The 25,521-nt window shown below is 63.9% G+C and carries 21 protein-coding genes; 13 read left to right on the top strand and 8 right to left on the bottom strand.

Annotated features, from left to right (window positions below):
* Window positions 1-36: 36 nt before the first annotated feature.
* Window positions 37-1,620, bottom strand: coding sequence for an aldehyde dehydrogenase (NADP(+)) (locus NPS58_RS05260; RefSeq protein ID WP_274114163.1), 1,584 nt, complete (start codon window positions 1,618-1,620; stop codon window positions 37-39).
* Window positions 1,621-1,716: 96 nt separating this feature from the next.
* Window positions 1,717-2,676, bottom strand: coding sequence for a LysR family transcriptional regulator (locus NPS58_RS05255; protein ID WP_274114161.1), 960 nt, complete (start codon window positions 2,674-2,676; stop codon window positions 1,717-1,719).
* A gap of 115 nt (window positions 2,677-2,791) precedes the next feature.
* Between NPS58_RS05255 and NPS58_RS05250 the strand changes: the two genes are divergently transcribed.
* The 5 genes from NPS58_RS05250 to NPS58_RS05230 all read left to right on the top strand — a co-directional run bounded on the left by NPS58_RS05250 (window position 2,792) and on the right by NPS58_RS05230 (window position 9,907).
* Entirely contained in the window at window positions 2,792-3,973 is a 1,182-nt protein-coding gene (locus NPS58_RS05250; RefSeq protein ID WP_274114159.1) for a fumarylacetoacetate hydrolase family protein, read from the top strand.
* A 48-nt stretch (window positions 3,974-4,021) separates the two neighbouring features.
* Window positions 4,022-5,404: an MFS transporter gene (locus NPS58_RS05245; protein ID WP_274114157.1), complete on the top strand. Its 1,383-nt coding sequence runs from the start codon at window positions 4,022-4,024 to the stop codon at window positions 5,402-5,404.
* Window positions 5,405-5,437: 33 nt separating this feature from the next.
* Window positions 5,438-7,225, top strand: coding sequence for an IlvD/Edd family dehydratase (locus tag NPS58_RS05240; RefSeq protein ID WP_274114155.1), 1,788 nt, complete (start codon window positions 5,438-5,440; stop codon window positions 7,223-7,225).
* A gap of 322 nt (window positions 7,226-7,547) precedes the next feature.
* Window positions 7,548-8,645 (top strand): carboxynorspermidine decarboxylase, encoded by a 1,098-nt coding sequence (locus tag NPS58_RS05235; RefSeq protein WP_274114153.1) that lies wholly within the window; start codon window positions 7,548-7,550, stop codon window positions 8,643-8,645.
* A 26-nt stretch (window positions 8,646-8,671) separates the two neighbouring features.
* Complete coding sequence (locus tag NPS58_RS05230; protein WP_264653033.1) at window positions 8,672-9,907, top strand: saccharopine dehydrogenase family protein; 1,236 nt, start codon at window positions 8,672-8,674, stop codon at window positions 9,905-9,907.
* A 121-nt stretch (window positions 9,908-10,028) separates the two neighbouring features.
* On the opposite strand, the gene NPS58_RS05225 is transcribed toward NPS58_RS05230, so the two are convergent.
* Window positions 10,029-11,729 (bottom strand): amidase, encoded by a 1,701-nt coding sequence (locus NPS58_RS05225; protein ID WP_274114149.1) that lies wholly within the window; start codon window positions 11,727-11,729, stop codon window positions 10,029-10,031.
* A gap of 136 nt (window positions 11,730-11,865) precedes the next feature.
* The gene (locus NPS58_RS05220) at window positions 11,866-13,419 is read right to left on the bottom strand and encodes a DUF2272 domain-containing protein (protein ID WP_274114147.1); all 1,554 of its coding nucleotides are present in this window, start codon (window positions 13,417-13,419) and stop codon (window positions 11,866-11,868) included.
* A gap of 348 nt (window positions 13,420-13,767) precedes the next feature.
* Between NPS58_RS05220 and NPS58_RS05215 the strand changes: the two genes are divergently transcribed.
* The gene (locus NPS58_RS05215; protein WP_028944847.1) at window positions 13,768-14,604 is read left to right on the top strand and encodes a bifunctional allantoicase/(S)-ureidoglycine aminohydrolase; all 837 of its coding nucleotides are present in this window, start codon (window positions 13,768-13,770) and stop codon (window positions 14,602-14,604) included.
* A 92-nt stretch (window positions 14,605-14,696) separates the two neighbouring features.
* Window positions 14,697-15,383: an START domain-containing protein gene (locus tag NPS58_RS05210; protein WP_274114145.1), complete on the top strand. Its 687-nt coding sequence runs from the start codon at window positions 14,697-14,699 to the stop codon at window positions 15,381-15,383.
* On the opposite strand, the gene NPS58_RS05205 is transcribed toward NPS58_RS05210, so the two are convergent.
* A complete protein-coding gene (locus tag NPS58_RS05205) occupies window positions 15,331-16,212 on the bottom strand; it encodes a LysR substrate-binding domain-containing protein (protein WP_274114144.1) in 882 nt (293 codons plus the stop codon). The genes NPS58_RS05210 and NPS58_RS05205 overlap by 53 nt on opposite strands.
* A gap of 123 nt (window positions 16,213-16,335) precedes the next feature.
* Here NPS58_RS05205 and NPS58_RS05200 point away from each other — a divergent pair, with 123 nt between their 5' ends.
* Complete coding sequence (locus NPS58_RS05200; protein WP_274115364.1) at window positions 16,336-16,968, top strand: ankyrin repeat domain-containing protein; 633 nt, start codon at window positions 16,336-16,338, stop codon at window positions 16,966-16,968.
* Window positions 16,969-16,993: 25 nt separating this feature from the next.
* On the opposite strand, the gene tatA is transcribed toward NPS58_RS05200, so the two are convergent.
* Both tatA and pobA read right to left on the bottom strand, forming a co-directional pair.
* On the bottom strand, window positions 16,994-17,182 hold the full coding sequence (tatA, locus tag NPS58_RS05195) for a twin-arginine translocase TatA/TatE family subunit (RefSeq protein ID WP_274114142.1): 189 nt from the start codon (window positions 17,180-17,182) through the stop codon (window positions 16,994-16,996).
* Window positions 17,183-17,199: 17 nt separating this feature from the next.
* The gene (gene pobA, locus NPS58_RS05190) at window positions 17,200-18,387 is read right to left on the bottom strand and encodes a 4-hydroxybenzoate 3-monooxygenase (protein ID WP_274114140.1); all 1,188 of its coding nucleotides are present in this window, start codon (window positions 18,385-18,387) and stop codon (window positions 17,200-17,202) included.
* 188 nt (window positions 18,388-18,575) lie between these two features.
* Here pobA and NPS58_RS05185 point away from each other — a divergent pair, with 188 nt between their 5' ends.
* Together NPS58_RS05185 and NPS58_RS05180 are read left to right on the top strand one after the other, a co-directional pair.
* The gene (locus tag NPS58_RS05185) at window positions 18,576-19,460 is read left to right on the top strand and encodes a helix-turn-helix domain-containing protein (protein WP_274114138.1); all 885 of its coding nucleotides are present in this window, start codon (window positions 18,576-18,578) and stop codon (window positions 19,458-19,460) included.
* Window positions 19,461-19,846: 386 nt separating this feature from the next.
* Window positions 19,847-20,770, top strand: coding sequence for a SphA family protein (locus tag NPS58_RS05180; RefSeq protein WP_274114136.1), 924 nt, complete (start codon window positions 19,847-19,849; stop codon window positions 20,768-20,770).
* A 15-nt stretch (window positions 20,771-20,785) separates the two neighbouring features.
* Here the strand turns inward: NPS58_RS05180 and NPS58_RS05175 are convergent, their stop codons facing one another.
* Window positions 20,786-22,624 carry a sigma-54-dependent Fis family transcriptional regulator gene (locus NPS58_RS05175; protein WP_274114134.1) on the bottom strand — a complete coding sequence of 613 codons (1,839 nt, stop codon included), beginning with the start codon at window positions 22,622-22,624 and terminating at the stop codon, window positions 20,786-20,788.
* Between the two features lie 330 nt (window positions 22,625-22,954).
* On the opposite strand from NPS58_RS05175, the gene pchA reads away from it, so the two are divergent.
* From pchA to NPS58_RS05160, 3 genes are read left to right on the top strand one after another with little or no spacing between them, the layout of a single operon-like run.
* On the top strand, window positions 22,955-24,430 hold the full coding sequence (pchA, locus tag NPS58_RS05170; protein WP_274114132.1) for a 4-hydroxybenzaldehyde dehydrogenase: 1,476 nt from the start codon (window positions 22,955-22,957) through the stop codon (window positions 24,428-24,430).
* 50 nt (window positions 24,431-24,480) lie between these two features.
* A complete protein-coding gene (locus tag NPS58_RS05165; RefSeq protein WP_274114130.1) occupies window positions 24,481-24,816 on the top strand; it encodes a c-type cytochrome in 336 nt (111 codons plus the stop codon).
* A 10-nt stretch (window positions 24,817-24,826) separates the two neighbouring features.
* A complete protein-coding gene (locus NPS58_RS05160) occupies window positions 24,827-25,519 on the top strand; it encodes a hypothetical protein (RefSeq protein ID WP_337994256.1) in 693 nt (230 codons plus the stop codon).
* Window positions 25,520-25,521 lie beyond the last annotated feature (2 nt).

Here is a 25,521-nt window from a genome sequence, read left to right as displayed (position 1 = left end):
GGGTCACCGGGCGCCAGGCGCCCGGTGTTGCAGCAATTAACGGAGCGCTTCGCGGCTTGGCTGGCCGTCGACCAGGCGCATCAGCCCCAGCGGGTTGGCATCCTGCAGGGCCTGGGGCAGCAGCGATTGCGGGAAGTTCTGGTAACACACCGGGCGCAGGAAGCGATCGATCGACAGACTGCCGACCGAGGTGCCACGGCTGTCGGAAGTGGCCGGGTAAGGGCCGCCATGCACCATTGCCTCACACACCTCGACACCGGTCGGATAGCCGTTGATCAACAGGCGCCCGGCCTTGTGCTCCAGCACTGCGACAAGTTCGCCGGCCGCGCCCAGCTCGTCCGGCTCGCCGACAAGCGTTGTGGTCAACTGGCCGCCGAGCGCCTGCAGGGCTTGCAGCAGTTGCCCGTGGTCGGCCAGTTCCACTACCACGGTGGCCGGGCCAAAGACTTCTTCCTGCAGCAGCGGGTCGGCTTCCAGCAGCAACCGGGCGTCGGCCTGGAACACCTGCGGCCAGGCCTGCTTGCCCTGCTGGTCGGCACCTGCCAGGTGGCGGATGCCAGGATGCGCCTTGAGCTCTGCAACGCCGTGGCTGTAGCTGCGCAAGGTACCCGCGTTGAGCATGGTCTGGGCCGGCTGATCGGCGATCTGCGCTTTCAGTTGCTCGATGAAGGCGCTGAACGCCTGCGAGCGCACCCCCAGCACCAGGCCCGGGTTGGTGCAGAACTGCCCGCAGCCCATCACCACCGAGGCAGCCAGTTCCCGGGCGATGACCTCACCGCGCGCTTGCAGGGCCTGGGGCAGGACGATCACCGGGTTGATGCTGCTCATCTCGGCAAACACCGGAATCGGTTGCGGCCGGGCGGCGGCCAGGTCGCACAGGGCGCGGCCGCCCTTCAGTGACCCGGTAAAGCCCACGGCCTGGATCGCCGGGTGCTTGACCAGCGCTTCGCCTACGCCTGCACCGAAGATCATGTTGAACACCCCGGCCGGCATCGCGCAGCGTTCGGCGGCGCGCACAATGGCGGCGGCCACCTGCTCGGCGGTCGCCATGTGGCCGCTGTGGGCCTTGAACACTACCGGGCAACCGGCTGCCAGGGCGGCGGCGGTGTCGCCACCGGCCGTAGAGAACGCCAGGGGGAAATTGCTCGCCCCGAACACGGCCACTGGCCCCAGGCCCAGGCGGCACTGGCGGATGTCCAGGCGCGGCTGCGGCTGGCGCTCTGGCTGGGCGCGGTCAATACGCGCGGCAAAGAAGTCGCCACGGCGCAGCACCTGCGCAAACAGGCGCAGCTGGCCGCTGGTACGCGCCCGCTCACCCAGGATACGGGCGCTTGGCAAGGCGGTTTCGCGGCAGACGGTGGCGATAAAATCGTCGCCCAGTGCATCGAGTTCACTGGCGATTGCCTCGATGAACTCGGCACGACGCTGCGCTGCCATGGCCCGGAAGGCAGGGTACGCAGCCGCTGCGGCGCGGGCAGCGGCATCCACTTCGCCAGGGGTGGCCTGGTAGAAGTCGATGGGCAACGGCTCGCCGGTGCTGGCATCGACGCTGTGCAAGGTCAGGTGGCCAGCGGCGCTACGCGCACCGCCAATGAAGTTGTGGCCAGCATGTTGAGTCATGAACGCTCCTGAAACCTGTGATGAGACTGGTCGCTAATCTAGGCAGGCGAGCGATTCTTTCCCAATGGCATTTGTGGATCGAGTGATAACCAGTCGTTATCGAGTTGCCTCCAACCGCTCTCGGGCCTTGCGTGCGTCGGCCATGAGGATCTCGGCGAACTCCAGTGCCGGACCGACCAGCGGTTCACCCTTGCGCGTGAGAATGCCGTAGTCCTGCGGTGCCAGGTGCAGCGGTGTTTCGAGGGTGCGCAACACGCCACTGTGCAAGTGCGGCTCGACCATGGCCTGGGGCAGCATGCCGATCATCGGCCCGCCCTGGAGCACCTTGAGGAAGGTCTGCATGGAAATGGTGTCGATGGTGTTGCGCGGCACGGCCACCCCGGCTTCGGCAAAGGCGCGCTCCATTCGCCCGCGGATCGGCGTGCCCTTGGGGTAGAGAATCCATGGCCACTCGAGCAGTTGCTGCAGGGTGACCGCCCCTACTTCGGCCAGCGGGTGGTGGTGATTGACCACAAAGCAGAACGGCTCCGGGGCCAGTGGCTGGAAGTCGAAGCGCTGGCGCTGGGCTTCGTCGGTAAAACGCGCCACCGCCAGGTGCAGGATCTTTTCATCGAGCATGGCCATCAGGTGGTCGCTGGTCTGCTCCACCACCTCTATCGACAGCAGCGGCCAGCGCTGCTTGATCTGCACGATGGCGTCCGGCAAGGCCACGGCGGTGGCGGCGAAAATCCCGCCGACCTTCAAATGCCCATGCCCGCCCTCGCGCAGGCTGCCGATCTGGTCGACGAAGTTGCGCGCATCGTTCAATGCCACCTGGGCGTAACGCACCACCTGCTCACCCAGTGCCGTCGGCGGCATGCTGCGCGGCTGGCGTTCGAACAGGGCAAAGCCGAGCAAGTGCTCGATCTCCTTGAGCATCTTGCTGATGGCCGGCTGGCTGAGGTTCATCTGCTGTGCGGCCAGGTGCATGTTGCGCGTGCGGCCGAGGGTGTCGATCAGTACCAGGTGGCGGAACTTGAGCCAGTTGCAGAAGTGCGAGAAGGAAAGGTCCGTCATGGAATCCGCCTTTAGTGCAATAACCTGTTGTTATCGGATGGTGAGAATATGCCATTGGAGTTTATCGCCACTCTTACCTAGCGTGCAGCTTTCTACAGCCCAGAGATGCCCTGCCATGCCGCTAACCCTCACCCCAGAAAACACCCTGCCCTGCGACGGCCTTGCCGGCACGCTGATCGGCCGCGCCTGGATGCCCGGGCAGGTGGCCGGCCCCTCGCCCATCGTGCTGCGCGCCGATGGCGTGTTCGACCTGTCGCAACGCTTCGCCACGTTGAGCGAGCTGCTGGAGCAAGACGACCCATTGCAGGCGCTGCGGGCGACGCCCGGCGCCTTCGTGTGCAGCGTCGAGGCACTGCTTGCCAACACCGGCCCCCATGCCAACCCCGAACGCCCCTACCTACTGGCGCCGCTCGACCTGCAAGTGATCAAGGCCGCTGGAGTGACCTTTGCCGCCAGCATGATCGAGCGGGTGATCGAGGAGCAGGCCGGTGGCGACGCGAGCAGGGCCGAGGCGGTACGTGCCACTGTGCGCGCCGTGATCGGCGACAATCTGCGCACGGTCAAGCCGGGCTCCGACCAGGCCATGGCCCTCAAGGCCCTGCTGATCGAGCAAGGCATGTGGTCGCAGTACCTGGAAGTGGGAATCGGCCCGGATGCCGAGGTGTTCACCAAGGCGCCGATCCTGGCGGCGATAGGCACTGGCAACCTGATCGGCGTGCACCCAGGCTCGCAGTGGAACAATCCCGAGCCTGAAGTGGTGCTGGCGGTCGACAGCCGCGGGCGCATCCACGGCGCCACCCTGGGCAACGACGTCAACCTGCGCGACTTCGAGGGCCGCAGCGCCCTGCTGCTGAGCAAGGCCAAGGACAACAACGCCTCCTGCGCCATCGGGCCATTCATCCGCCTGTTCGACGAAGGCTTCGACCTCGACGCGGTACGCCAGTGCGTGGTCGACCTCAAGGTGCAAGGCGCCGACGGCTTCGTGCTGGCCGGTACCAGCTCGATGAACCAGATCAGCCGCGACCCGCAAGACATCGTGCAGCAGACTCTCAACGCCAACCACCAGTACCCCGACGGCTTCCTGCTGTTCCTTGGCACCCTGTTCGCCCCCACCGAAGACCGCGACCTCCCAGGCGCAGGCTTCACCCACAAGTCGGGCGACCAGGTGAGCATCGGCAGCCCGCTGCTGGGCGCCCTGCACAACCAGGTCACCGGCAGCGACCAGGCCGCCCCCTGGACCTTCGGGGTCGGCGCGCTGATGCGCAACCTGGCCGAGCGAGGCCTGTTGCAACACTGATGACCGTATTCACGAGACTCACTCATAACAATAAAAGCGAGGCTTGATATGACCGCAAAGGTCTCCCCCACGCCCGAACCGCGCCAACTGCGCCGGGCGATCTACACCGGTGCCATCGGCAGTGCCCTGGAGTACTACGACTTCGCCATCTACGGGCTGGCCTCGGCGCTGGTCTTCGGGCACATCTTCTTCCCGTCGCTGGGTACCACCGGCGCGCTGCTGGCAAGCTTTGCCACTTATGGCGCGGGCTTTCTGGCACGGCCGTTCGGCGGTCTGTTCTTCGGCTCGCTGGGCGATCGCAAGGGCCGCAAGCTGGTGCTGCTGCTGACCATCGCCCTGATGGGCACCGCCACCACCCTGATCGGCCTGCTACCCACCGGCCCGGTGGGTGCGGTGCTGCTGGTCCTGCTGCGCCTGCTGCAGGGCTTTGGCGCCGGCGCCGAGCAAACCGGGGCGGCCACCCTGATGGCCGAACTGGCCCCGCGCGAACGTCGCGGCTTTTACGCCGCCCTGCCCTTTATCGGTGTGTTCAGCGGCCTGGCGCTGGCGACCATTACCTTCCGGGTTCTGGATGCCTCGCTCACCCGCGAGCAACTGCTGGACTGGGGCTGGCGCCTGCCCTTCCTGGCCAGCGTGGTGTTGATCGGCATGGCCGTGTGGATTCGCCTCAAGCTCAAGGAGAGCCCGGTGTTCCAGCAGCTCAGCCAGAGCCAGCATGTGATCGAATCGCCGATGCGCGAAGTGCTGCGCAATGCGCGTCGGCCGCTGGCCGCCACCACCCTGATGCGCATGGCCGAAACCGGCTGCTCGACGCTCTATGCCACGGTGTCCATCGCCTTTCTCACCGGCTTTGCCAGCAGCCACCTGACCAATGGCGGCGGCAACCTCACCAGCATCGGCACCAATGCGGTACTGGCGGCGAGTATCCTGAGCGTCCTCACCACCCCGCTGTTCGGGGCCCTGTCGGACCGCTTCGGGCGCCTGGCCGTGTACCGGGGCGGGGCGCTGTTCTGCGCACTGTGGGCATTCCCGTCGTGGTGGATGATCGACAGCGGCGAGCCGCTGCTGGTATGCATCGCCGTGGTCGGAGGCTTTGCCTTCGGCGCCAACAGCATGCTCGGCGCCCAGTGCGCACACTTCACCGAACTGTTCGGCAACCGCTACCGCTACTCCGGGGTCGCCCTGGCGCGGGAAATCGGCGCCATGCTGTCGGGGGGCCTGGCGCCGATCCTGGGGATTTTCCTGGTCGGACTGGCCGGTGGTGCCTACTGGGTACTGGCGCTGTACACAATGGTGCTAGCCTGCCTGACCCTGCTGGGCACCCTGCTGTCGACCGAAACCCGTGGCCGCGACCTGACCGACCTCAATGACGCCGTTGGCCGTGGCGCCAACCTTCAGCCCTGCGCCAGCGCCCCGGCCTGGCAACGCTGAAGCTGCGCCCTTCAACTACAAGAGAGACAATCCATGAGCCATACGCCCAAACGCCACCTGCGCAGCCAACAATGGTTCGACGATCCGAGCCACGCCGACATGACCGCCCTCTACGTGGAGCGCTACATGAACTACGGCCTGACCCGCGACGAACTGCAATCGGGCCGACCGATCATCGGCATTGCCCAGACCGGCAGCGACCTGACTCCCTGCAACCGCCACCACATCGAACTGGCCCAGCGGGTCAAGGCCGGGATCCGCGATGCCGGCGGCATTCCCATGGAGTTCCCGGTCCACCCGATCGCCGAACAGAGCCGCCGCCCCACTGCAGCGCTGGACCGCAACCTGGCCTACCTTGGCCTGGTGGAGATCCTTCACGGCTACCCGCTCGATGGCGTGGTACTCACCACCGGCTGCGACAAAACCACCCCGGCCTGCCTGATGGCCGCCGCCACCACCGACCTGCCGGCCATCGTGCTGTCCGGTGGGCCGATGCTCGACGGCCATCACAAGGGCCAGCTGATCGGCTCGGGCACCGTGCTGTGGCATGCCCGAAACCTGCTGGCCGCCGGCGAAATCGACTACGAAGGGTTCATGGAGATGACCACCGCGGCGTCGCCGTCGGTGGGCCACTGCAATACGATGGGCACCGCCCTGTCGATGAATGCCCTGGCCGAGGCCCTGGGCATGTCGCTGCCCGGCTGCGCCAGTATTCCTGCGCCATACCGTGAACGAGGGCAAATGGCCTATGCCACCGGCAAGCGCATCTGCGAGCTGGTACTGCAGGATGTCCGCCCCTCGCACATCATGACCCGCGACAGCTTCGAGAACGCCATCGCCGTGGCCTCGGCCCTGGGCGCTTCGAGCAACTGCCCGCCGCACCTGATCGCCATCGCCCGGCACATGGGCATAGAACTGTCGCTGGAAGACTGGCAGCGGGTCGGCGAGAACGTGCCGCTGCTGGTCAACTGCATGCCGGCCGGCAAGTACCTGGGCGAAGGCTTCCACCGTGCTGGCGGCGTGCCTGCGGTAATGCACGAACTGCAGAAGGCCGGGCAACTGCGCGACCACTGCGCCACGGTCAGTGGCAAGACCATTGGCGAGGTGGTCCGCGATACCGTCACCAGCAATGCCGAGGTGATCCTGCCCTTCGAGGCGCCGCTCAAGCACCGTGCCGGTTTCATCGTGCTCAGCGGCAACTTCTTCGACAGTGCGATCATGAAGATGTCGGTGGTAGGCGATGCGTTTCGCAAGACCTACCTCTCCGAGCCGGGGGCCGAGAACAGCTTCGAGGCGCGGGCCATCGTCTTCGAAGGCCCGGAGGACTACCACGCGCGTATCGACGACCCGGCGCTGGATATCGATGAGCGCTGCATCCTGGTCATTCGTGGCGCGGGCACCGTCGGCTACCCCGGCAGCGCGGAAGTGGTGAACATGGCGCCACCGGCGGCGCTGATCAAACGCGGCATCGACTCGCTGCCCTGCCTGGGCGACGGCCGCCAGAGCGGCACCTCGGCCAGCCCGTCGATCCTCAACATGTCGCCGGAAGCGGCGGTAGGCGGTGGCCTGGCCCTGTTGCAGACCAACGACCGGCTGCGCGTCGACCTCAATGCCCGGCGCGTCGACCTGTTGGTGGACGAAGAAGAAGTCGCCCGCCGGCGTGCCGCCTGGCAGCCGAACATCAAGCCCTCGCAAACCCCGTGGCAAGAGCTGTACCGCCAGTTGGTGGGCCAACTGTCTACCGGTGGTTGCCTGGAACCGGCGACCCTGCACATGAATATCATCGCCCGCGAGGGTGGCATGCCGCGGCATTCGCACTGAGCCATCGCAGGGCACGTCGCACCGCCGCTCCCACTGGTTTACACAAAACCTGTGGGAGCCGGCTTGCCAGCGATGACGCCAATACATCCAGCAAATCTGCAGTTGCCTGGAATCCGGCCGCCATGCGGCCGATCACGGGCAAGCCCCGCTCCCGCAGGATTTGAGCAAGACAGTTGCTTGCACAGGATCCGCGAGTTCCCCTCCGTCGAAAAAGCCGATCCCCCACCCACCAGACGAAATCCGCTCTCTGACCTTTCGATTCGGGCCAAGTGAAGGCACAATGCGTGTCCTTTTTTTGGCCGGCCTTGCCGGAGGCCTCGAAATGATCAAAACGCCGTACTACCTCATCGACAAAACCAAGCTGCTGCGCAACATGGAGAAGATCGCCTACGTGCGCGAGCAGTCCGGGGCCAAGGCCCTGCTGGCACTCAAGTGCTTCGCCACCTGGTCGGTATTCGACCTGATGGAGCAGTACATGGACGGCACCACGTCCTCGTCGCTGTACGAGCTCAAGCTCGGTCGCCAGAAGTTCGCCGGCGAAGCCCACGCCTATAGCGTGGCCTGGGCCGACGACGAGATCGAGGAGATGCTCGAGAACTGCGACAAGATCATCTTCAACTCCATCGGCCAGCTGCAGCGCTTTGCCGAACAGTCCGAAGGCAAGGTCCGCGGCTTGCGCGTCAACCCGCAAGTCAGCAGCTCCGACTACCTGCTGGCCGACCCGGCCCGCCCGTTCAGCCGCCTTGGCGAATGGGACCCGGTCAAGGTCGAGCAAGTCATCGAGCAGATCTCCGGCTTCATGTTCCACAACAACTGCGAGAACGGCGACTTCGGCCTGTTCGACCAAATGCTGTGCACCATCGAGGAACGCTTCGGCCACCTGCTGCACAAGGTCGAGTGGGTGAGTCTTGGCGGTGGTATCCACTTCACCGGTGAAGACTATGCCCTGGACGCCTTCTGCGCGCGCCTCAAGGCATTCTCGGAAAAGTACGGCGTACAGGTCTACCTGGAGCCGGGCGAAGCGGCCATCACCCAGAGCGCGTCGCTGGAAGTCACCGTGCTCGACACCCTCTACAACGGCAAGCACCTGGCCGTGGTCGACAGCTCCATCGAAGCCCACATGCTCGACCTGCTGATCTATCGCCTCAACGCCAAGCTGGCGCCAAGCGCGGGCGAACACACCTACATGGTGTGCGGCAAGTCCTGCCTTGCCGGCGATATTTTCGGCGAATACCAATTTGATCGTCCGCTGGCCATCGGCGATCGGCTGTCGTTTGTTGACGCAGCGGGCTACACCATGGTCAAGAAAAACTGGTTCAACGGCCTGAAAATGCCGTCCATCGTAGTGAAACAACTCGACGGTACAGTCGAGGTGGTTCGTGAATTTGGGTTCGAAGACTACCTGTCCAGCCTCTCGTAAGCTGACAGAAAGGAGAGATAGCGAAATTGAAGAAGAACGTTCTTATCATTGGTGCAGGAGGTGTCGCCAAGGTGGTGGCCCACAAGTGCGCGCAGCACAACGACGAACTCGGTCGTATTGCTATCGCGTCGCGCAACATCTCCAAATGCCAGGCCATCATCGACAGCGTCAAGGCCAAGGGCAGCCTCAAGCAGCCCGCCGACATCAAGGCCTTCTCGCTGAACGCTCTGGATGTCGAGGCGACCAAGGCGCTGATCCGCGAGACTGAATCGCAGATCGTCATCAACGTCGGTTCCGCCTTCCTCAACATGTCGGTGCTGCGTGCCTGCATCGATACCGGCGTGGCCTACCTGGACACCGCCATTCATGAAGAACCGGGCAAGATTTGCGAGACGCCGCCCTGGTATGGCAACTACGAGTGGAAACACCTCGAGGAATGCCAGCAAAAGAACGTTACCGCCATCCTGGGCGTGGGTTTCGACCCGGGCGTTGTCAACGCCTATGCGGCCCTGGCCAAACAACAGTATTTCGACCGCATTGATTCGATCGACATTCTCGATGTCAATGCGGGCTCTCATGGCAAGTATTTCGCCACCAACTTCGACCCGGAAATCAACTTCCGCGAGTTCACAGGACAGGTGTGGAGCTGGCAGAACAGCCAGTGGACCAGCAACACCATGTTCGAGGTCAAGCGTACCGACGACCTGCCGGTCGTTGGCTCGCAAAACCTGTACCTGACCGGCCATGACGAAGTGCACTCGCTGTCGAAGAACCTCGACGTGCCGAACGTGCGCTTCTGGATGAGCTTCGGCGAGCACTACATCAACGTCTTCACCGTGCTGAAAAACCTTGGCCTGCTCTCCGAGCAACCGGTCAAGACAGCCGAAGGCCTGGAAGTGGTGCCGCTCAAAGTGGTCAAGGCGGTACTGCCCGACCCTGCCTCGCTGGCACCGGGCTACACCGGCAAGACCTGCATTGGCGACCTGGTCAAAGGCACCAAGGATGGCCAGCCACGCGAAGTGTTCATCTACAACGTGGCCGACCACGAAGAAGCCTACGCCGAGACCGACAGCCAGGGCATCTCCTACACCGCTGGCGTGCCGCCAGTGGCTGCAGCGCTGCTGGTCGCCCGTGGCGAGTGGGATGTACAGCGCATGGTCAACGTCGAGGAGCTGCCAGCCGAGCCGTTCCTCAAGGCGCTGGACGTGATGGGCCTGCCGACCCGCGTCAAGGACGAGAACGGTGATCGTCCCTGGAACTGAGTTGCTTCAGGTTCCGGTAAAACAAAATGCGCCCTGACGGGCGCATTTTGCTGTCTGTAGGAACCGGTTTGCCCCGCGATAGCGATCGCTCGGTCGCATCGCTCGCGGGGCAAGCCCGCTCCTACAAGGCCGGTGTACGCGGCGGGATCATCCGCTTGCTGCCGGTCGACTCGAAGGCCGATGCCAGGCGCAGCAGGCTTGAGTCGTCATAGGCTCGACCGGCAAAGGTCAGCCCTACCGGCATGCCGATGTCCGCCATCACGCCCATCGGCACGGTGACGGTCGGCACGCCCAGATGGCGAATGGCCAGATTGCCGTTGGCCACCCATACACCGTTGCTCCAGGCGATATCGGCCGAGACCGGGTTGACATCGGCATCGGCCGGGCCCACGTCGGCGACAGTCGGGAACAGCACCGCATCCAGGCCCAGGCGATCCATCCAGTCTTCCAGATCGATCTTGCGCGTCTTCTCCAGCCCACGCAGGCCATCGGGCACGGTGCTGATCTGGTCCCACGGCGTGATGCCGCGCTCGGCCATCTTCACGTACTCGTCCATGCCCGCGGCCAGGTCGCCTTCACGGTTGGGCAGCGTGCCCGGGTCGTGAGGAAAAATCAGCGGTCCGTCGACATCCACCAGGCGGTTCAACTTGGGATCGCCATTGGCCTGGAGGAAGTCGTCGAATGCCCAGGCGGTGAGGTCCCACAGCTCATGGTGGAGGAACTCCTTGGACACCAGGCCGCGGTTGTACACCGTCGGCGCACCCGGACGGTCACCCTCGCAGTTGGACACCAGCGGGAAGTCCACTTCGATCACTTCGGCACCTGCGGCCTCAAGCGCCTTGCGCGCCTGTTCCCACAGCGCGATCACCGTTGGGCGGGTATTGATGCGCTGGCCAGTCGGGCCACCGATACCCGGCGCCTCTGAGGTGCCCGCCTCAGGGTCGGCATTGATGTACATCTTGGGGATCCCCAGGCGCTTGCCCGCCAGCGTCTCGGCATTTGCCGCCAGTTCAAGGTAAGACACCGGGCGCACCGACTCCACACTCGGGATCGGCACCCAGGGTTGCAGGCGCCACAAGTCACCACGGCTATCCGGGTCGTGGGCCACGACAATATCGAGCACTTCAAGCAGGTCGTTCATGGTCCGGGCAAAGGGCACCACCACGTCCATGGTCGGCGTCAGCGGCCAGTTGCCACGCACCGAAATCACCCCGCGCGAGGGGGTGTAGGCACACAGGCCGTTGTTCGACGCAGGGCCCCGACCGCTGGACCAGGTTTCCTCTGCCAGGCCAAACGCGGCAAAGCTTGCCGCCGTGGCGGTACCGGCGCCGTTGGATGAACCCGAGGCAAAGGGTGCGGTGAGGTAACCGGCGTTGTACGGGCTCTCGGCCCGGCCATAGACACCACGCTGCATGCCGCCGTTGGCCATGGGCGGCATGTTGGTCTTGCCCAGGCAAATCGCGCCGCCAGCGCGCAGACGCTCGATGGTAAAGGCGTCACGGTAGGCAACCAGGTTGGCAAACGCCGGGCTGCCGGAGGCGGCGGTCAGGCCCTTGACCAGGTAGCTGTCCTTGGCGGTGTAGGGGATGCCGTCGAGTGGCCCCAGGGTCTGGCCCCTGGCGCGACGCTCATCACTGGCCCGGGCTTCCTCGAGCGCCTTGGGGTTACGCACTACCACCGCATTCAAGGCCGTGGCCGTGTCAGGGCCGTCGTAGGCATCGATCCGGGCAAGGTAGGCCTGGACCAGCTCTACTGCCGTTGTCTGGCCCGCTTCGAGCGCTGCGCGCAACTGGGCAATGGAAACCTCGGTGACCTCGATCATGCTGTTATCTCAAAATGGCTGTTCATGGCAGTTCTTGTTGCTTTGCAGTGCGCCAAAGGGCGGCGCGCAGGGCTGAGAGTGTAACGGATCAGCGATTGCGCTGGGCCCTGCTCTTTTCTGCACGGCAACGCGAATGTCAGGCCAGCCCCGCCCGGTTCTTGAGCAGCGCGATGATCCGCTGTCCAGGCTCCAGAAAGCCGTTGGCATCCAGTTGATACTCCTGAAGATCGCTGCTCATGGTCACCGTATCGCTGACGTTGCCACCCAGCACCCGCGCAACGTCCGGTGTAACCTCTACGACGATATCCGAGTGGCTGATGTACTGGCTGTGGTTCTCGGCATAGGAATACGTGAATGTGCCGGATTCGCGATTGCGCTGGATGATGTCGCCGATCTCGGGCTTCTGCTCGTTGATGCGATAACCCCAGAACGGCTTGTCCAGGCGATTGGTGAGGCGCGCCTTGATTGCATTGTTGACGAACACCGAGTGGCTGGAGGCGAATGCAAAGTTGGCGTAGGCCGGCCCGGCCTTGCGTACCACCCAGGAAATGAACGCCGCAGACCAAGGCACCTCGGTACCGTTGGCATAGCGGCTGCGACCGTCATAGGGCTCGCCGATGGCCGCCCACATTTCCCGCACGTACTTGTAATAGGGGTCTGTACGCTCATCGGCCTGGCCTTTTTCGAAACGCAGCCATTCATCCAGCGCGGCCCGCAGCAGCGCTTCGACTTCCGGGCGTACAGGCGCACGCAGGTATTTACCGAACACCACGCCTTGCTCGGCGCCGATCCCGACCTTACGCCAGCCGGCTTCAGTCGAAGCGCCCAGATCCACCACCCGCTCACCCAGGGTCAGGTCGCGCACGATTATGCCGTTGGGCGTTTGCCTGAGGCGCAATCCTTCAGTGGTAACAAGTCGGTCGGATCCGTCCAGCGCTTGGGCGACCGGCAACGACGGCGACCCGCCCAACGTTGCGTCCAGGTCTTCGTCCCAGGCCAGTTTCCCTACGCCGCTCTCATCGACCACAAAGGCGCCCAGCGCCTGGGCTGGCATCCGGATGATATTGCGGTCGTAGTTGACGCCTGAAGGTTCATGGCTGACATCGGGCGGCACCTGACGCATCGCCCAGCGATTGGCATAGAAAAACTGTTCGGTGCCAAGGAACGCCCGCGACATCGAGATCCACGCCACACTGATCAAGCCTTCGGCCAGCAGCTTGGAAAGCACCGCACCGCTGCCATAGGCACCGAGGGTAAAAGCGCTGCCGATCTCGTTTTTGACTGCCCGGAAGTAATCGAGTATCGGCCCATCGATTTGCTGGGGCCGGTAGTCGGCGTCGACCGCGAACAGGATCGTGCTGCCCTTGCCCTTGGGTTGCCCGATCAACTTGGCAAAATCGGCAGCGCTCTTGGCATTGTCCATGCCCTGCCGGGTGGAGAAATGGCTGATGTCCCGGCTGCTGTCCTGATACACCGGCAAGATCGCAAAACCTTCCTTGGACAGGAACTTCGCTTCGGCGACAGTGATGGTTTTGGGCCTGGCCGAGCTTGCATAGTAGCGAATGACCGTGTCGGCACCCTTGCTGCGCAAGAAGGCCAGGAACGCCTTGCCTGCGGTGGTGTTGAGCCTGGTGCTGACGTCCACTGCAGACCAACCTTCGGAGTTGGCGAAGTCTTCTTTGTACGACATACGTTCACCTCTCACCTACTTGGAGAAATCAACCGTATTCGCTCAACTTGAAGTCCCTGGTCTGCTGCAGCTTCGAGTTTTTCCAATCGTCTGCAGGAAAGTTGACAATGCAATCCGCCAGCGTGGGCCGGTCATCGTCCGTGGGTTACTGCTCAAAGGTGTTTTGCCATTCTCTTGACGATAGCCAATGAAGCGAGGAACCGACAGCCATTCAGCAATCAAATACCGGGTATTTCAACATTTAATTTGTGGATGGCACGGCCTTGTCTATATCGTGTCAATGCATCCCCACGCAGCGCCGGCCGGCGCTGCCAGGCACGGGGACACAACAACAAGTCGAGACTGTCCATGTCGAAATCTTCTTACTACGCCCCTCACGGTGGGCACCCGGCTCAGACCGAGCTGCTGACTGACCGTGCCATGTTCACCGAAGCCTATGCCGTAATCCCCAAGGGTGTGATGCGCGACATCGTCACCAGCCACCTGCCCTTCTGGGACAAGATGCGCATGTGGGTCATCGCCCGCCCGCTGACCGGCTTCTCGGAAACCTTTTCGCAGTACATCGTCGAGCTGGCGCCAGAAGGCGGCAGCGAGCGTCCTGAACTGGACAAGAACGCCGAAGCGGTACTGTTCGTCGTCGAAGGCGAAGTCGACATCACCCTGCAAGGCAAGCCGTACACCCTGAAAGAAGGTGGCTACGCCTTCATTCCGCCGGCGGCCGACTGGAGCCTGCGCAACACCAGCGGCAAGAACGTCACCTTCCACTGGATCCGCAAGCACTACCAGGTGGTAGAAGGCCTGGCCCTGCCAGAAGCGTTCGTGACCAACGAAAAAGACATCGAGCCGATCCCGATGCCCGGCACCGACGGCGCGTGGGTCACCACTCGCTTCGTCGACATGGCCGACATGCGCCACGACATGCACGTCAACATCGTGACCTTCCAGCCAGGCGGCGTGATTCCGTTCGCCGAAACCCACGTCATGGAACACGGCCTGTACGTACTGGAAGGTAAAGCGGTGTACCGCCTCAACCAGGACTGGGTCGAAGTCGAAGCCGGTGACTTCATGTGGCTGCGCGCCTTCTGCCCGCAAGCCTGCTACTCCGGCGGCCCAGGCCCGTTCCGCTACCTGCTGTACAAGGATGTGAACCGCCACATGAACCTGGTGCTGAACCCACAGCGTTAAGTCCAGGCTCGTTGCACAAAAGCCCGCCGTTACTGGCGGGCTTTTTTGTGTTTTCGGGGGAGGGTATGGCAGGGCTGACCTATGCTTGCACTATGAGGCCCCTACCCCTTTGCATCGCCCTTCAGGTCTTGCTGCTGTGCAGCAGCGTCCAGGCCGACACCTGGCATCTGGCCAAGGATGAGGACGGCATTCGGGTGTACCTGGATGACGTTGCAGGTTCGCACTACCAGCGTTTTCGCGGCGTGGCGCTGATCAAGGCCAGCGTGCGCACCTTGAGCGACCTGCAGGAAAACCTGCGGGTGGCCTGCAAATGGCTGTATGGCTGCGCCTCGATGCGTTTGCTGGAGGTCGACGGCGACAGCACCTGGGTCTACCTGACCACCGACTTGCCCTGGCCGGCCAGCCCCCGCGACATGGTGATCCGGGTACAGACCGAGCGCACCGACGACGGCGGGATGATCCGCCGCCTGAGTGCCGAGGCCGACAAGGCCGAGCAGGTACCGGGGCTGATCCGCGTCACTCAGCTCAAGGGCCAGTGGCTCCTGGTCCCGAAGGGCGAGCAATTGACCGAAGTGACCTACCAGCTGGAGGCCGAGCCTGCCGGCGACATCCCCTCATGGCTGGCCAACCAGTTCGTGATCGACGCACCGATGGTGTCGCTGCGCACCTTGCGCGCGGTAGCCGAGCGCCAGGGCGTGCGTGAACCGACCAGCGACCCAGGCGACCTCAAACCTCGTGCGCCTCAAGCAGACTCGCCAATACCCCCGCCAGCTCCTTGACCATTGGATCGGCCGTGGGCCGATGGACGATGACGATTTCATAGCTGTCGATCTCCGGTAGCCCGTTCTGTTGCCCCAGCACAACATGCTCGCGGGTTGCCGCACGCGGCGGCAGCAGGCTGATGCCCATGCCGTCGGCCACGGCCGCCTGGATACCACTCAGGCTCGAGCTGGTAAAGCTGATACGCCAGCGCCGGCCCATGCCTTCGATGGCGTTGATCATGTCATCGCGGTACAGGCCGCGCGGCGGAAAGGTCACCAGCGGGATCGGGTCGAGGTCGATAGAGGACGTGCTGGCGCTGTCGATCCATTGCAATTCCTCGGGCCAGCAGGCCACGCCTTCACGGCTGTTGCGCCGCTGCTTGAGCAGCACCAGGTCAAGTTCGCCGTTGTCGTAGCTCTGGCTCAGGTCGCGACAAAGGCCGCTGGTGACTTCCAGCTTGACCTGCTGGTACTTGCGGTTGAACGCCGACAAGGCGTTGGTGGTGCGCCCGCCGACAAAGTCCTCGGGTACTCCGAGGCGCACCGTCACCCCTACGGTCGCGCCGGCCAGGGCTTCGAGCATCTGGTCGTTCAAGGCCAGCATGTGCCGGGCGTAGCCAAGCAGCGTCTGACCGGCATCGGTGGGCAGCACGTCGCGGTTGCCGCGTACCAGAAGGCGGTGGCCGACCATGTCTTCCAGGCGCCGGACCTTCTGGCTCACCGTCGACTGGGTGGAGTGCAGCCGTGCCGCCGCCGTGGTAAAGCTGCCACAGTCGGCCACCACGACAATGGCCCTGAGCAAGTCGAGATCGAACAGCGATCTATTCGGTTTCACACTGATGTTCATGCGAATATTTAACTTCTAAATGCGTGACGTGATTTCTATCATGCGCCAACTCACGAAACAACACACGGAGACCGCCGAATGCGCCTTGAACACCTGAACGTTTTCTTCGCATTCCTGTTTGCCATGATGACCTCGCTCACTGCCAACGCCGAAGGCGGCGTGCTGGAAAGCCAACTGCGCGAAGCTGCCGAACAGGGCGATGCCACCCAGGTCAAACGCCTGCTCGACCAGGGCGCCAACCTCGAGGCCCGCGACAAACTGGGTCGCACCCCGCTGCTGCTGGCAACCCACGGCAACCGCATCGAGGCCGCCAAGGTACTGATCGAAGCCGGCGCCGACGTCAACGCCAAGGACAACATCGACGACAGCCCGTACCTGTACGCCGGTGCCCGCGGACTCGACCAGATCCTGCAACTGACCCTGCGCCACGGCGCCGACCTCAAGAGCACCAACCGCTACGGCGGCACGGCGCTGATCCCGGCCGCCGAGCGTGGGCATGTAGAGACGGTACGCACACTGATCGAGGCGGGCGTCGACGTGAACCACATCAATCGCCTGCACTGGACGGCGCTGATGGAGGCCATCGTGCTCAGCGATGGCGGCGCCCGGCATGTCGAGATCGTCGAGTTGCTGATCAAGGCCGGGGCCGATGTGAACATCGCCGACAAGGACGGCGTGACCCCGCTGGCCCATGCGCGCCAGCGCGGTTATACGGCGATGGAGAAGCTACTGCTGGCGGCGGGCGCCCGCGCCTGATCCGCGGGCACCGCCACAGGGGGCGCTAGTCCTGGCGAGGCTGGCGCTCTACCGCCACCGGCGGTGTCACTTGCTCGTCGCTGCTCACCGAACGCCGAAAGCCCTTGATCGACTCGCCCAGGTCGGCACCCAAGGTCTTCAAGCGCTTGCTGCCGAACACCAGCACCACCACGACCAGCAGAACCACCCAGTGTTTCCAGTCGAACACACCCATGATCCACCCTCCTTCGCTTACTCGATTTCTTCGTAGGGCAGGCCCACATAGTTTTCGGCGATATTGACCAGTCCGGCATGGGAGGTGAGGAAGTACTCGCGGTCGGCCTGCTGCATCTTGTGGTCCCAGGCGTCCTTGTGCTCGCCAAAGTCATGCAGCAGGTTGGTCATGAACCAGCTGAAGCGCTCGCCCTTCCATACCCGGCGCAGGGCCAGCTCCGAGTACTTCTCCAGCAGCTCGGTGCGCCCTTCGCCATATACCTTGACCAGGATCCGGTACAGGTAGCACACGTCGGAAGCCGCCAGGTTCAGGCCCTTGGCGCCGGTAGGCGGAACAATGTGCGCGGCGTCCCCCACCAGGAACAGCTTGCCGTACTGCATCGGCTCGACCACGTAGCTGCGCAGCGGCGCGATGCTCTTTTCCAGCGACGGCCCGGTGACCAGGCGCTCACCGACTTCCACAGGCAAGCGCGCCTTGAGCTCGTCCCAGAAGCGCTCGTCGGACCAGTCATCGACATGGTCGGTCAGTGGCACTTGCAGATAATAGCGGCTGCGGGTCAGCGAGCGCTGGCTGCACAGCACGAAGCCGCGGTCGTGGTGGGCATAGATCAGCTCATGGTTGACCGGCGGGGTATCGGACAGCAGACCGAGCCAGCCGAACGGATAGACGCGTTCGTAGTGAGTCAGCACCGACTCTGGAATGCTCTTGCGCGCCACCCCGTGGAAGCCGTCGCAACCGGCGATGTAGTCGCAGTCGATACGGTGGGTCTGCCCATCTTTCTCATAGGTGACGTAGGGCTGCTCACCCTTCATCTCGTGGGGCTGTACATTGTTGACCGAGTAAATGATCGGCGCGCCGCAGGCTTCGCGGGCCTGCATCAGGTCACGGGTGACTTCGGTCTGGCCGTAGACCATCACCGTCTTGCCACCGGTGAGCGCCTTGAGGTCGACGCGGATGCGCTTGCCGCCTACCAGCAGCTCGACACCATCGTGCACCAGGCCTTCGGCATCCATGCGCTCGGAAACACCGGCTTCGCGCAGCAGGTCGACCGTGCCCTGCTCGAGCACCCCGGCACGGATCCGGCCCAGGACGTAGTCCGGGGTCTGGCGTTCGAGAATTACCGTGGCGATGCCGGCCTTGTGCAGCAATTGGCCGAGCAACAGCCCGGAAGGACCTGCACCGATAATGGCTACCTGAGTCTTCATTGTTCTTGTCTCGCGTTGGGGGCTCCACACGCCGCCAGGGCAGCACCTGAAGCTTTTGTTGTTATTGACCCCTGCATTTTTGCTGACAAAAACCGCCAGAAAAGGTGATATTGCTCCGGTTAATTGCACTTTTGAACATTCAGTTCGATTATCGAACAACGTCCAAGTTACCCGGCAGGTTGCCCACAATGACAAGATCCAGCCTTCCCAGAATCCCGGTGTTCAAGCTGTACGGTGAAAACCAGGCCTGGCCGACACCCGACTTGCTGCACTGTGAATCCATTCCCAAGCGCAGCAGCCTGCACCACTGGGAGATCAAGCCGCACCGCCACGCCGACCTGTTCCAGCTGCTGTACGTGCGGCGCGGCCACGCCCGCCTCGAGATCGAAGGCAAGCGCAGCGACGTGCACGAGGCGGCCATCCAGGTCATCCCGCCGATGACCGTGCATGGCTTTCAGTTTTCCGCCGATATCGATGGCTACGTACTGACCCTCGGCGCCCCGTTGGTGGCGCAACTGGAAGCGCAACTCGGCGCCCCCTTGAGCGTGCTCGCCTCGATCGGCTGCTACCCGCTGGGCCGCGACCGCCACGCACTGCACACCCTGATCCACACACTGCACCAGGAATACGAAGGGAGCGCCCCTGCGCGGGATTTGCTGCTGCACTCACTGATTGCCAGCCTGATGGTCTGGATCAGCCGCCAGCGCCAGCAGAACACCCCGCCGGGCAACCGGGACGAGCGCAACCAGCAATTGCTGGGGCGCTACATCAAACTGGTGGAGCAGCACTACCGCGAGCACCTCTCGGTCGAACAATTCGCCCATCGCCTGGGCATCTCCAGCGTGCACCTGAACATCCTCTGCCGAGAGCTTGCCGGGCAAACGGCATTGCAGATCATCCACCAGCGCCTGCTGCTCGAAGCCCGGCGCAACCTGATCTACACCAACATGAGCATCAGCCAGCTGTCCGACAGCCTGGGCTTCAGCGACCCCACCTACTTCTCACGATTCTTCCGTCGCCTATGCGGCCAGACGCCCAATGCTTTTCGCCAGGCCGGCGCGGTAGGCCAGTAGATCGCCCGCACCTACAGGTACGACGCAGGCCGGCAAAGGCGCGGCCAATTGTGCTGTTGATCTTCCGGCCCCGTTAACCAGAAGGGCCGAACGGAGCTGTCGTGCAGGGGCTGGCGCGAAGCGCCTTCGACAAAGGCCGAAGATGCGAAGCGTAGTGAGGGGATCCGAAGCGCAGCGTAGGCCCCCTGGTCACCACAAATAATGGATAAGCCCCCAAGACTTTTATCCACCCCGCAGAATTTCCTTAACAAACTCCACCACCCAAACTCCAACCAAATACATAACCCATTGATAAACAACAATTTTAAACCTGGCACAAATATTGAGAAGGTCAATGTGAGCGTCGCTACCCGACGCATCACCCATAACAATAAGGCTGACCTTCCATGTTCAAAAACACCCCTCGCCACCTCACCGCCGGCCTGCTCCTGACCACCTGCGCCTTGCACGTCCACGCCACCGAAGGCGGCATCTCTTCCTGGCCCAATGGCATCGAAATCTACGGCATGGGCATCCTGCCGCCGCCAGGCACCTACGGCCAACTGTTCGCCGGCAACTACCTGGCCGACACCCTGCGCGACAACAGCGGCGCCAAGGCCGCCGACATCGACCTCCGAGTCACTACCCTGGCACCACGCCTGGTCTGGGTCACCGAGCAGAAAGTGTTCGGCGGCGACCTGGGCTTCCATGCCCTGCTACCCCTCAACGACATGCGCCTGAACGTCAAGAACGGCCCCCACGACCACAAGCGCGGCATTGGCGACGCCCACCTGGGCCCGGTGATCGGCTTTCACCCCAGCGACAAACTGCACATCGCCACCGGTGTCGATTTCGTCCTGCCCACAGCCAGCGAATACGACGAAGACGACCTGATCAACCTCGGCAACAACTACTACACCGTGCAAGCCGTGCTGGCCATGACCTACCTGGACCCCGACGGCCTGAACGCCGACATACGCCTGATGCACGACTACAACTTCGAAAACCGCGCCACCCACTACCAGTCCGGCCGCGAGCTGCACGCCGACTACACCTTGGGCTGGGGCATGGGCAATGGTTGGGTGCTGGGCGTTGGCGGGCATGCCTACCAGCAGATCAGCGATGATAAATGCAGCGCCAGCGACTGCGCGGCGGCCGCCCTGGTCGATGCCAACGATGGCAACCGCGGCCGTTCGTTCTCCATCGGCCCTGCCGTGCAATACAGCAGCAAGCAGGGCTGGATGTTCAGCGCCAAATGGCAGGACGACTCCGGCGTGCGCAACCGTACCGAAGGCCAGACCTACTGGTTCAAATTCACCACCGCGCTGTGAAACGAGCGCCCCGGGTCAGCTGCCCTTGAGCCGGTAGCTGACCTGGGCGCGGCTCATGCCGAGCATCTGCGCCGCCGCGGTGACATTGCCACCGGATCGCTCCAGAGCCAGTTGCACCAGGCGCCGCTCGATCTCTTCCAACGACGTCCCCAGCACCCGCTGCTGGCCGCTGAAGAACGCCTGCAGGCTGGCAAGCTCCGGCGCCCCGCCCTCGCCTGCCGGCATTGCACCGCCATCAGAGGCAGGCATCGACTCGGGCGCTACCTTGCCCATGGCCAGCCGCCCCTCGGTGGTCAGGCCGATGGCCGCCTCCATCAGCGGCGCACCGGCTTCGGCCAGGTGCACCACGTCCATCACCTCGCCGTCGCTGGCAGCGATCACGCCGCGCTCCACCAGGTTTTGCAGCTCACGAATGTTGCCGGGAAAACGGTAGGTCAACAGCGCGTTCACCAGGCGCATGCTGAAGCCCGCCAACTGGCGGCCATGACGCTGGCTGAAAGTGCGCAGGAAGTAGCTCATCAACAGCGGGATGTCTTCGCGCCGCTCACGCAGCGGCGGCAAATGAATGGGGAACACGTTCAGGCGATAGAACAGGTCTTCGCGAAAGCGCCCCGCCTCCACCTCACGACGCAGGTCCAGGTTCGTGGCAGCGATCACCCGCACATCCACCTGGATCGGCGCACTGCCGCCCACCCGCTCGATTTCACCTTCCTGCAGGGCGCGCAGGATCTTGCTTTGCGCATGCAGGCTCAAGGTGCCGATTTCATCCAGGAACAAGGTGCCGCCGTGGGCCCGCTCGAAGCGCCCGGGTCGCGAGCGTTCGGCACCGGTGTAGGCACCGCGCTCGACCCCAAACAGTTCGGCCTCCACCAGATTCTCCGGCAGCGTCGCGCAGTTGAGCGCCACCATCGGGATGTGCTGGCGGCTGCTGGCCTGGTGCAGGGTGCGGGCGAACAACTCCTTGCCCACCCCCGACTCACCGGTGAGCAACACCGTGGCCTGGGTCGGCGCCACCCGTTGCAGCAATTGGCTGGCGGCCACGAAGCTTGCCGAGATACCCACCAGTTGCTTGCCATCGGCAGGTACTTCAAGGTCCGCCACCGGTGTGTCGACCCCGGCGTGATAGGCACTGCGGCTGAGAAAATCACCGGGGTCCAGGTACGCCAGGTCGATATCGATGTCGTCCCACTGCTCGGCAGGCTTGCCGACGATCCGGCAAGCCGCATGGCCCATGGCCCGGCACTGGTGCTCGCGAAACACCACCAGGCGCCCGAGCAACGATGAGGCATAGCCACTGGCGTAGCCGATTTCCATCCAGCACGCCGGCTCCCCGCCCAGGCCATAGGCGGCGATGTGCTCATCGACTTCCAGGGAGTTGTGCCAGAGAAACTCGGAATAGAAATGACCGATGCTCGAATCGATCTCGAAGCGCACCACCTCGACATTCACCATGCCCTCGAGCATGTGCAGGCGCGGGCCTGCACTGTAGAGGCTGGCGTGATCGCCCTCGGGCCATTGCTCGCTGACCTGCGCGGCATCGCGGGCACCGGCCTGCCAGCCGATGCGGGTGAGCAGGCCACGGGCCTTGTCCAGGCCCAGGGCGTCGATCAGTTCGCGGCGAATGGCGCCAAATGCCGAGCCTTGCAGCAGCATCATGCGCTGGCCGCACAGCCAGATGCTGCCGTCCTGGGGGGCAAAGGCCACCGACTCGGCCAGTTGCTCGGCCGACGGCAGGCCGGTGCTGCCAAATTGATTGGTGCGATCGACGATCAGGCGCTTGTGGCGACCCAGCAGTTGTTTGAAGAACGCTTCGTCAACAGGCCGACCCGATTTGCCAGGTGTTGTAGGAGTCATAGGCAATATGTGCAAGGCAGAAGGTAAAGGCCTTCAGTATGCCCCCCGGCCCGCCGGGGTCAATCGACAGTCAGTCATAGCGCACAGACATCGCCTGAAAACGTCCGATAACCGCACGGATTTTTCACGGCCAAGCGGCGTTGTCGAGCTTTCTGCAAACGCCGACTTCTCTGCATAAATTTTCGCACCCGCAGCGCCTGCGCCTTGCCTACAACCCCTAAAAAAACACACAACATACTGTTTTTATTGAATTTTTATCGTCAACCAAGAGGTGGCACGATAGTTGTTAAGGGCTATTCATCGCAATGTCACAACAAAAGAGAGAAGCCGATGACACCTTCCCGCCCTGCCTACCAGAACCTTCATCTGCAGCCCTTGGCCGGCCAGTGGCGCGCCGGCAGTGCCGAGCGCTCGCTGACGGTGACCGACCCATTCAACCAGCAGGCCCTGCTGCACATTCCCCTGGCTACTCGCGAAGACCTCGATGCCGCCTACCGCGGCGCCCGACAGGTACAGCCCGAGTGGGCCGCGCACGCGCCAGCCGCCCGCAGCCAGGTAATGCTGGCGGCGGCGCGCATTTTCGATGAGCGCCGCGAAGAGATCATCGACTGGATCATCCGCGAGTCGGGCAGCACCCGGATCAAGGCCCAGATCGAATGGGGCGCCGCCCGCGCCATCATCCTCGAGTCGGCCAGCCTGCCCAGCCGCGTGCACGGGCGCATCGTCGCCTCGAACATCCCTGGCAAGGAAAGCCGCGTGTACCGCAAGCCCCTGGGTGTGATCGGGGTGATCAGCCCTTGGAACTTCCCCCTGCACCTGACTGCCCGCTCCCTGGCGCCTGCCCTGGCCCTGGGCAATACCGTGGTGGTCAAGCCGGCCAGCGACACCCCGGTCAGCGGCGGCCTGCTGCTGGCGCGTATCTTCGAAGAAGCCGGGCTGCCGGCAGGTGCCCTGAGCGTGGTGGTCGGTGCCGGCGCCGAGATCGGCGACGCCTTCGTCGAGCACCCGGTGCCGGCGTTCATTTCCTTCACCGGCTCCACCCAGGTGGGTCGCAACATCGGCCGCATCGCCAGCGGCGGCGAACACCTCAAGCACCTGGCCCTGGAGCTGGGCGGCAACAGCCCGTTCGTGGTGCTGGCCGATGCCGACCTGGAGCAGGCGGTCAATGCGGCCGTGGTCGGCAAGTTCCTGCACCAGGGCCAGATCTGCATGGCGGTCAACCGCATCATCGTCGAGCAACCGCTGCTCGCAGCCTTCACCGAGCGCTTCGTCGAGCGGGTCAAGGCCCTGCCGTATGGTGACCCGAGCCTGCCCGGCACGGTGATCGGCCCGGTCATCAATGAACGGCAACTGGCCGGCCTGCAGGACAAGATCGCCACCGCCCTGGCCGAAGGTGCGCACCTGCTCACCGGTGGCCAGGCCCAGGGCAACGTATTGCCCCCCCATGTGTTCGGCAACGTCACCGCCGACATGGACATCGCCCACGAGGAAATCTTCGGCCCGCTGGTGGGCATCCAGGCCGCGCGCGATGCCGAACATGCCCTGGAGCTGGCCAACCGCAGCGAGTACGGGCTGTCCAGCGCGGTGTTCAGCGCAAGCCTGGAGCGCGGAGTGCAGTTCGCCCAGCAGATCCATGCCGGCATGACCCACATCAACGACATCCCGGTCAACGACGAACCCAACGCACCCTTCGGTGGCGAGAAGAACTCGGGCCTTGGACGCTTCAACGGCGACTGGGCCATCGCGGAGTTCACCACCGATCACTGGATCACCGTACAGCACCACCCACGGGCCTATCCATTTTGATTGGCCACTCTCTCTGCGTTGCCCTACCCCATAACAATAAGGAGTCCGCAATGTCCCTACTGCCCAACCGCCAGGCTGTGCGACGGACCGTCAATGCCTGCCTTGCCCTGCCCCTGGTGCTGCTTGCCGGCAGCGCCGCCGCCGATGGCGACGGTGTGTGGAAAAGCGGCGAGAACGTCTACGCCAAAGTCTGCGGCCACTGCCACGAAGGCCAGGTTGGCCCGCAAATAAAAGGCCGGCAACTGCCGCCGGCGTACATCAGCGCCGTGGTGCGCAACGGCTTTCGGGCCATGCCGGCGTTCCCGGCCTCGTTCATCGACGACAACGCGCTGCAACAGGTGGGCGAGTACTTGTCCAAGTCCCCTGCCCCAGCTGCCAAACCCTGAGGGCCCGACCATGATGACTCTCCAACGTCGCGCGTTGCTCAAGGGCATGGCCGTGGGTGGCGCGGCCGGTGTAGCCATGGCCAGCTCGGGCCTGGGCCTGGCCAACAGCGTGCTGGGCCGCAGCGTCCCGGCGCAGTGCGCGAGCCTGGCCATTGTCAGCCCCGAGGTCGCAGGCTCTGCGTTTGTCCAGGGCCTGCAGGCAAGCCCGGCCAGCGCGCAACTGCAGGTACTGCCCAGCGGGCTCGAGCTGGCCTTTGTACAGGCCCTGCAACAACGCCTTGCCAACGGCAAGGGCCAGCGCCTGATCGGCCTGGTGGACGATGCCAGCGCCGCGCTGATCATTGACCTGGCCCGCAGCGCCGGCGCCCGCATCCAATGGCTGGGCCAGCACAGTGCAGCCGCTGATCGTACCGCTCACCAGTTGCTCAGCGCCCAGGCCGCTCATGGCTGCGCGCTGCAACTGGGCCACCAGCTGCATGTTTGCGGCCAGGGTTTCAGCCTGCACGAGCAGCGCCTGCACAGCCCGGCACCGACCCTGCAACTGGCCACCGCCCGCCGCGCCAAGGCCGGCGACCAATGGGCCGCCACCCTGGGTTACGCCCTGGCCGTACTGGGCAGCACCGACACCGGCCAGGCGCCGCTGATTGCCAGCCGCCCCTCGGCACTGACCGGCACCTACGTGTCGTTCTCGATCGCAGTCTGAAG

The organism is Pseudomonas putida, from assembly GCF_028682455.1.
In the GTDB taxonomy this organism is placed as follows: Bacteria; Pseudomonadota; Gammaproteobacteria; order Pseudomonadales; family Pseudomonadaceae; genus Aquipseudomonas; species Aquipseudomonas putida_AA.
The sequence above is the reverse complement of the archived record's forward strand: the minus strand, read 5'-3'. Positions and strand labels throughout refer to the sequence as shown.

Excerpts from the sequence above, each read along its gene's own strand:
- NPS58_RS05205 (WP_274114144.1), bottom strand. The coding sequence starts at position 16,212 with ATGAACATCAGTGTGAAACCGAATAGATCGCTGTTCGATCTCGACTTG.
- NPS58_RS05245 (WP_274114157.1), top strand. The coding sequence starts at position 4,022 with ATGACCGCAAAGGTCTCCCCCACGCCCGAACCGCGCCAACTGCGCCGG.
- NPS58_RS05235 (WP_274114153.1), top strand. The coding sequence starts at position 7,548 with ATGATCAAAACGCCGTACTACCTCATCGACAAAACCAAGCTGCTGCGC.
- NPS58_RS05210 (WP_274114145.1), top strand. The coding sequence starts at position 14,697 with ATGAGGCCCCTACCCCTTTGCATCGCCCTTCAGGTCTTGCTGCTGTGC.
- NPS58_RS05160 (WP_337994256.1), top strand. The coding sequence starts at position 24,827 with ATGATGACTCTCCAACGTCGCGCGTTGCTCAAGGGCATGGCCGTGGGT.
- tatA (WP_274114142.1), bottom strand. The coding sequence starts at position 17,182 with ATGGGTGTGTTCGACTGGAAACACTGGGTGGTTCTGCTGGTCGTGGTG.
- NPS58_RS05225 (WP_274114149.1), bottom strand. The coding sequence starts at position 11,729 with ATGATCGAGGTCACCGAGGTTTCCATTGCCCAGTTGCGCGCAGCGCTC.
- NPS58_RS05240 (WP_274114155.1), top strand. The coding sequence starts at position 5,438 with ATGAGCCATACGCCCAAACGCCACCTGCGCAGCCAACAATGGTTCGAC.
- NPS58_RS05180 (WP_274114136.1), top strand. The coding sequence starts at position 19,847 with ATGTTCAAAAACACCCCTCGCCACCTCACCGCCGGCCTGCTCCTGACC.
- NPS58_RS05165 (WP_274114130.1), top strand. The coding sequence starts at position 24,481 with ATGTCCCTACTGCCCAACCGCCAGGCTGTGCGACGGACCGTCAATGCC.
- NPS58_RS05260 (WP_274114163.1), bottom strand. The coding sequence starts at position 1,620 with ATGACTCAACATGCTGGCCACAACTTCATTGGCGGTGCGCGTAGCGCC.
- NPS58_RS05250 (WP_274114159.1), top strand. The coding sequence starts at position 2,792 with ATGCCGCTAACCCTCACCCCAGAAAACACCCTGCCCTGCGACGGCCTT.
- pobA (WP_274114140.1), bottom strand. The coding sequence starts at position 18,387 with ATGAAGACTCAGGTAGCCATTATCGGTGCAGGTCCTTCCGGGCTGTTG.
- NPS58_RS05175 (WP_274114134.1), bottom strand. The coding sequence starts at position 22,624 with ATGACTCCTACAACACCTGGCAAATCGGGTCGGCCTGTTGACGAAGCG.
- NPS58_RS05185 (WP_274114138.1), top strand. The coding sequence starts at position 18,576 with ATGACAAGATCCAGCCTTCCCAGAATCCCGGTGTTCAAGCTGTACGGT.
- NPS58_RS05215 (WP_028944847.1), top strand. The coding sequence starts at position 13,768 with ATGTCGAAATCTTCTTACTACGCCCCTCACGGTGGGCACCCGGCTCAG.
- NPS58_RS05220 (WP_274114147.1), bottom strand. The coding sequence starts at position 13,419 with ATGTCGTACAAAGAAGACTTCGCCAACTCCGAAGGTTGGTCTGCAGTG.
- NPS58_RS05200 (WP_274115364.1), top strand. The coding sequence starts at position 16,336 with ATGATGACCTCGCTCACTGCCAACGCCGAAGGCGGCGTGCTGGAAAGC.
- pchA (WP_274114132.1), top strand. The coding sequence starts at position 22,955 with ATGACACCTTCCCGCCCTGCCTACCAGAACCTTCATCTGCAGCCCTTG.
- NPS58_RS05255 (WP_274114161.1), bottom strand. The coding sequence starts at position 2,676 with ATGACGGACCTTTCCTTCTCGCACTTCTGCAACTGGCTCAAGTTCCGC.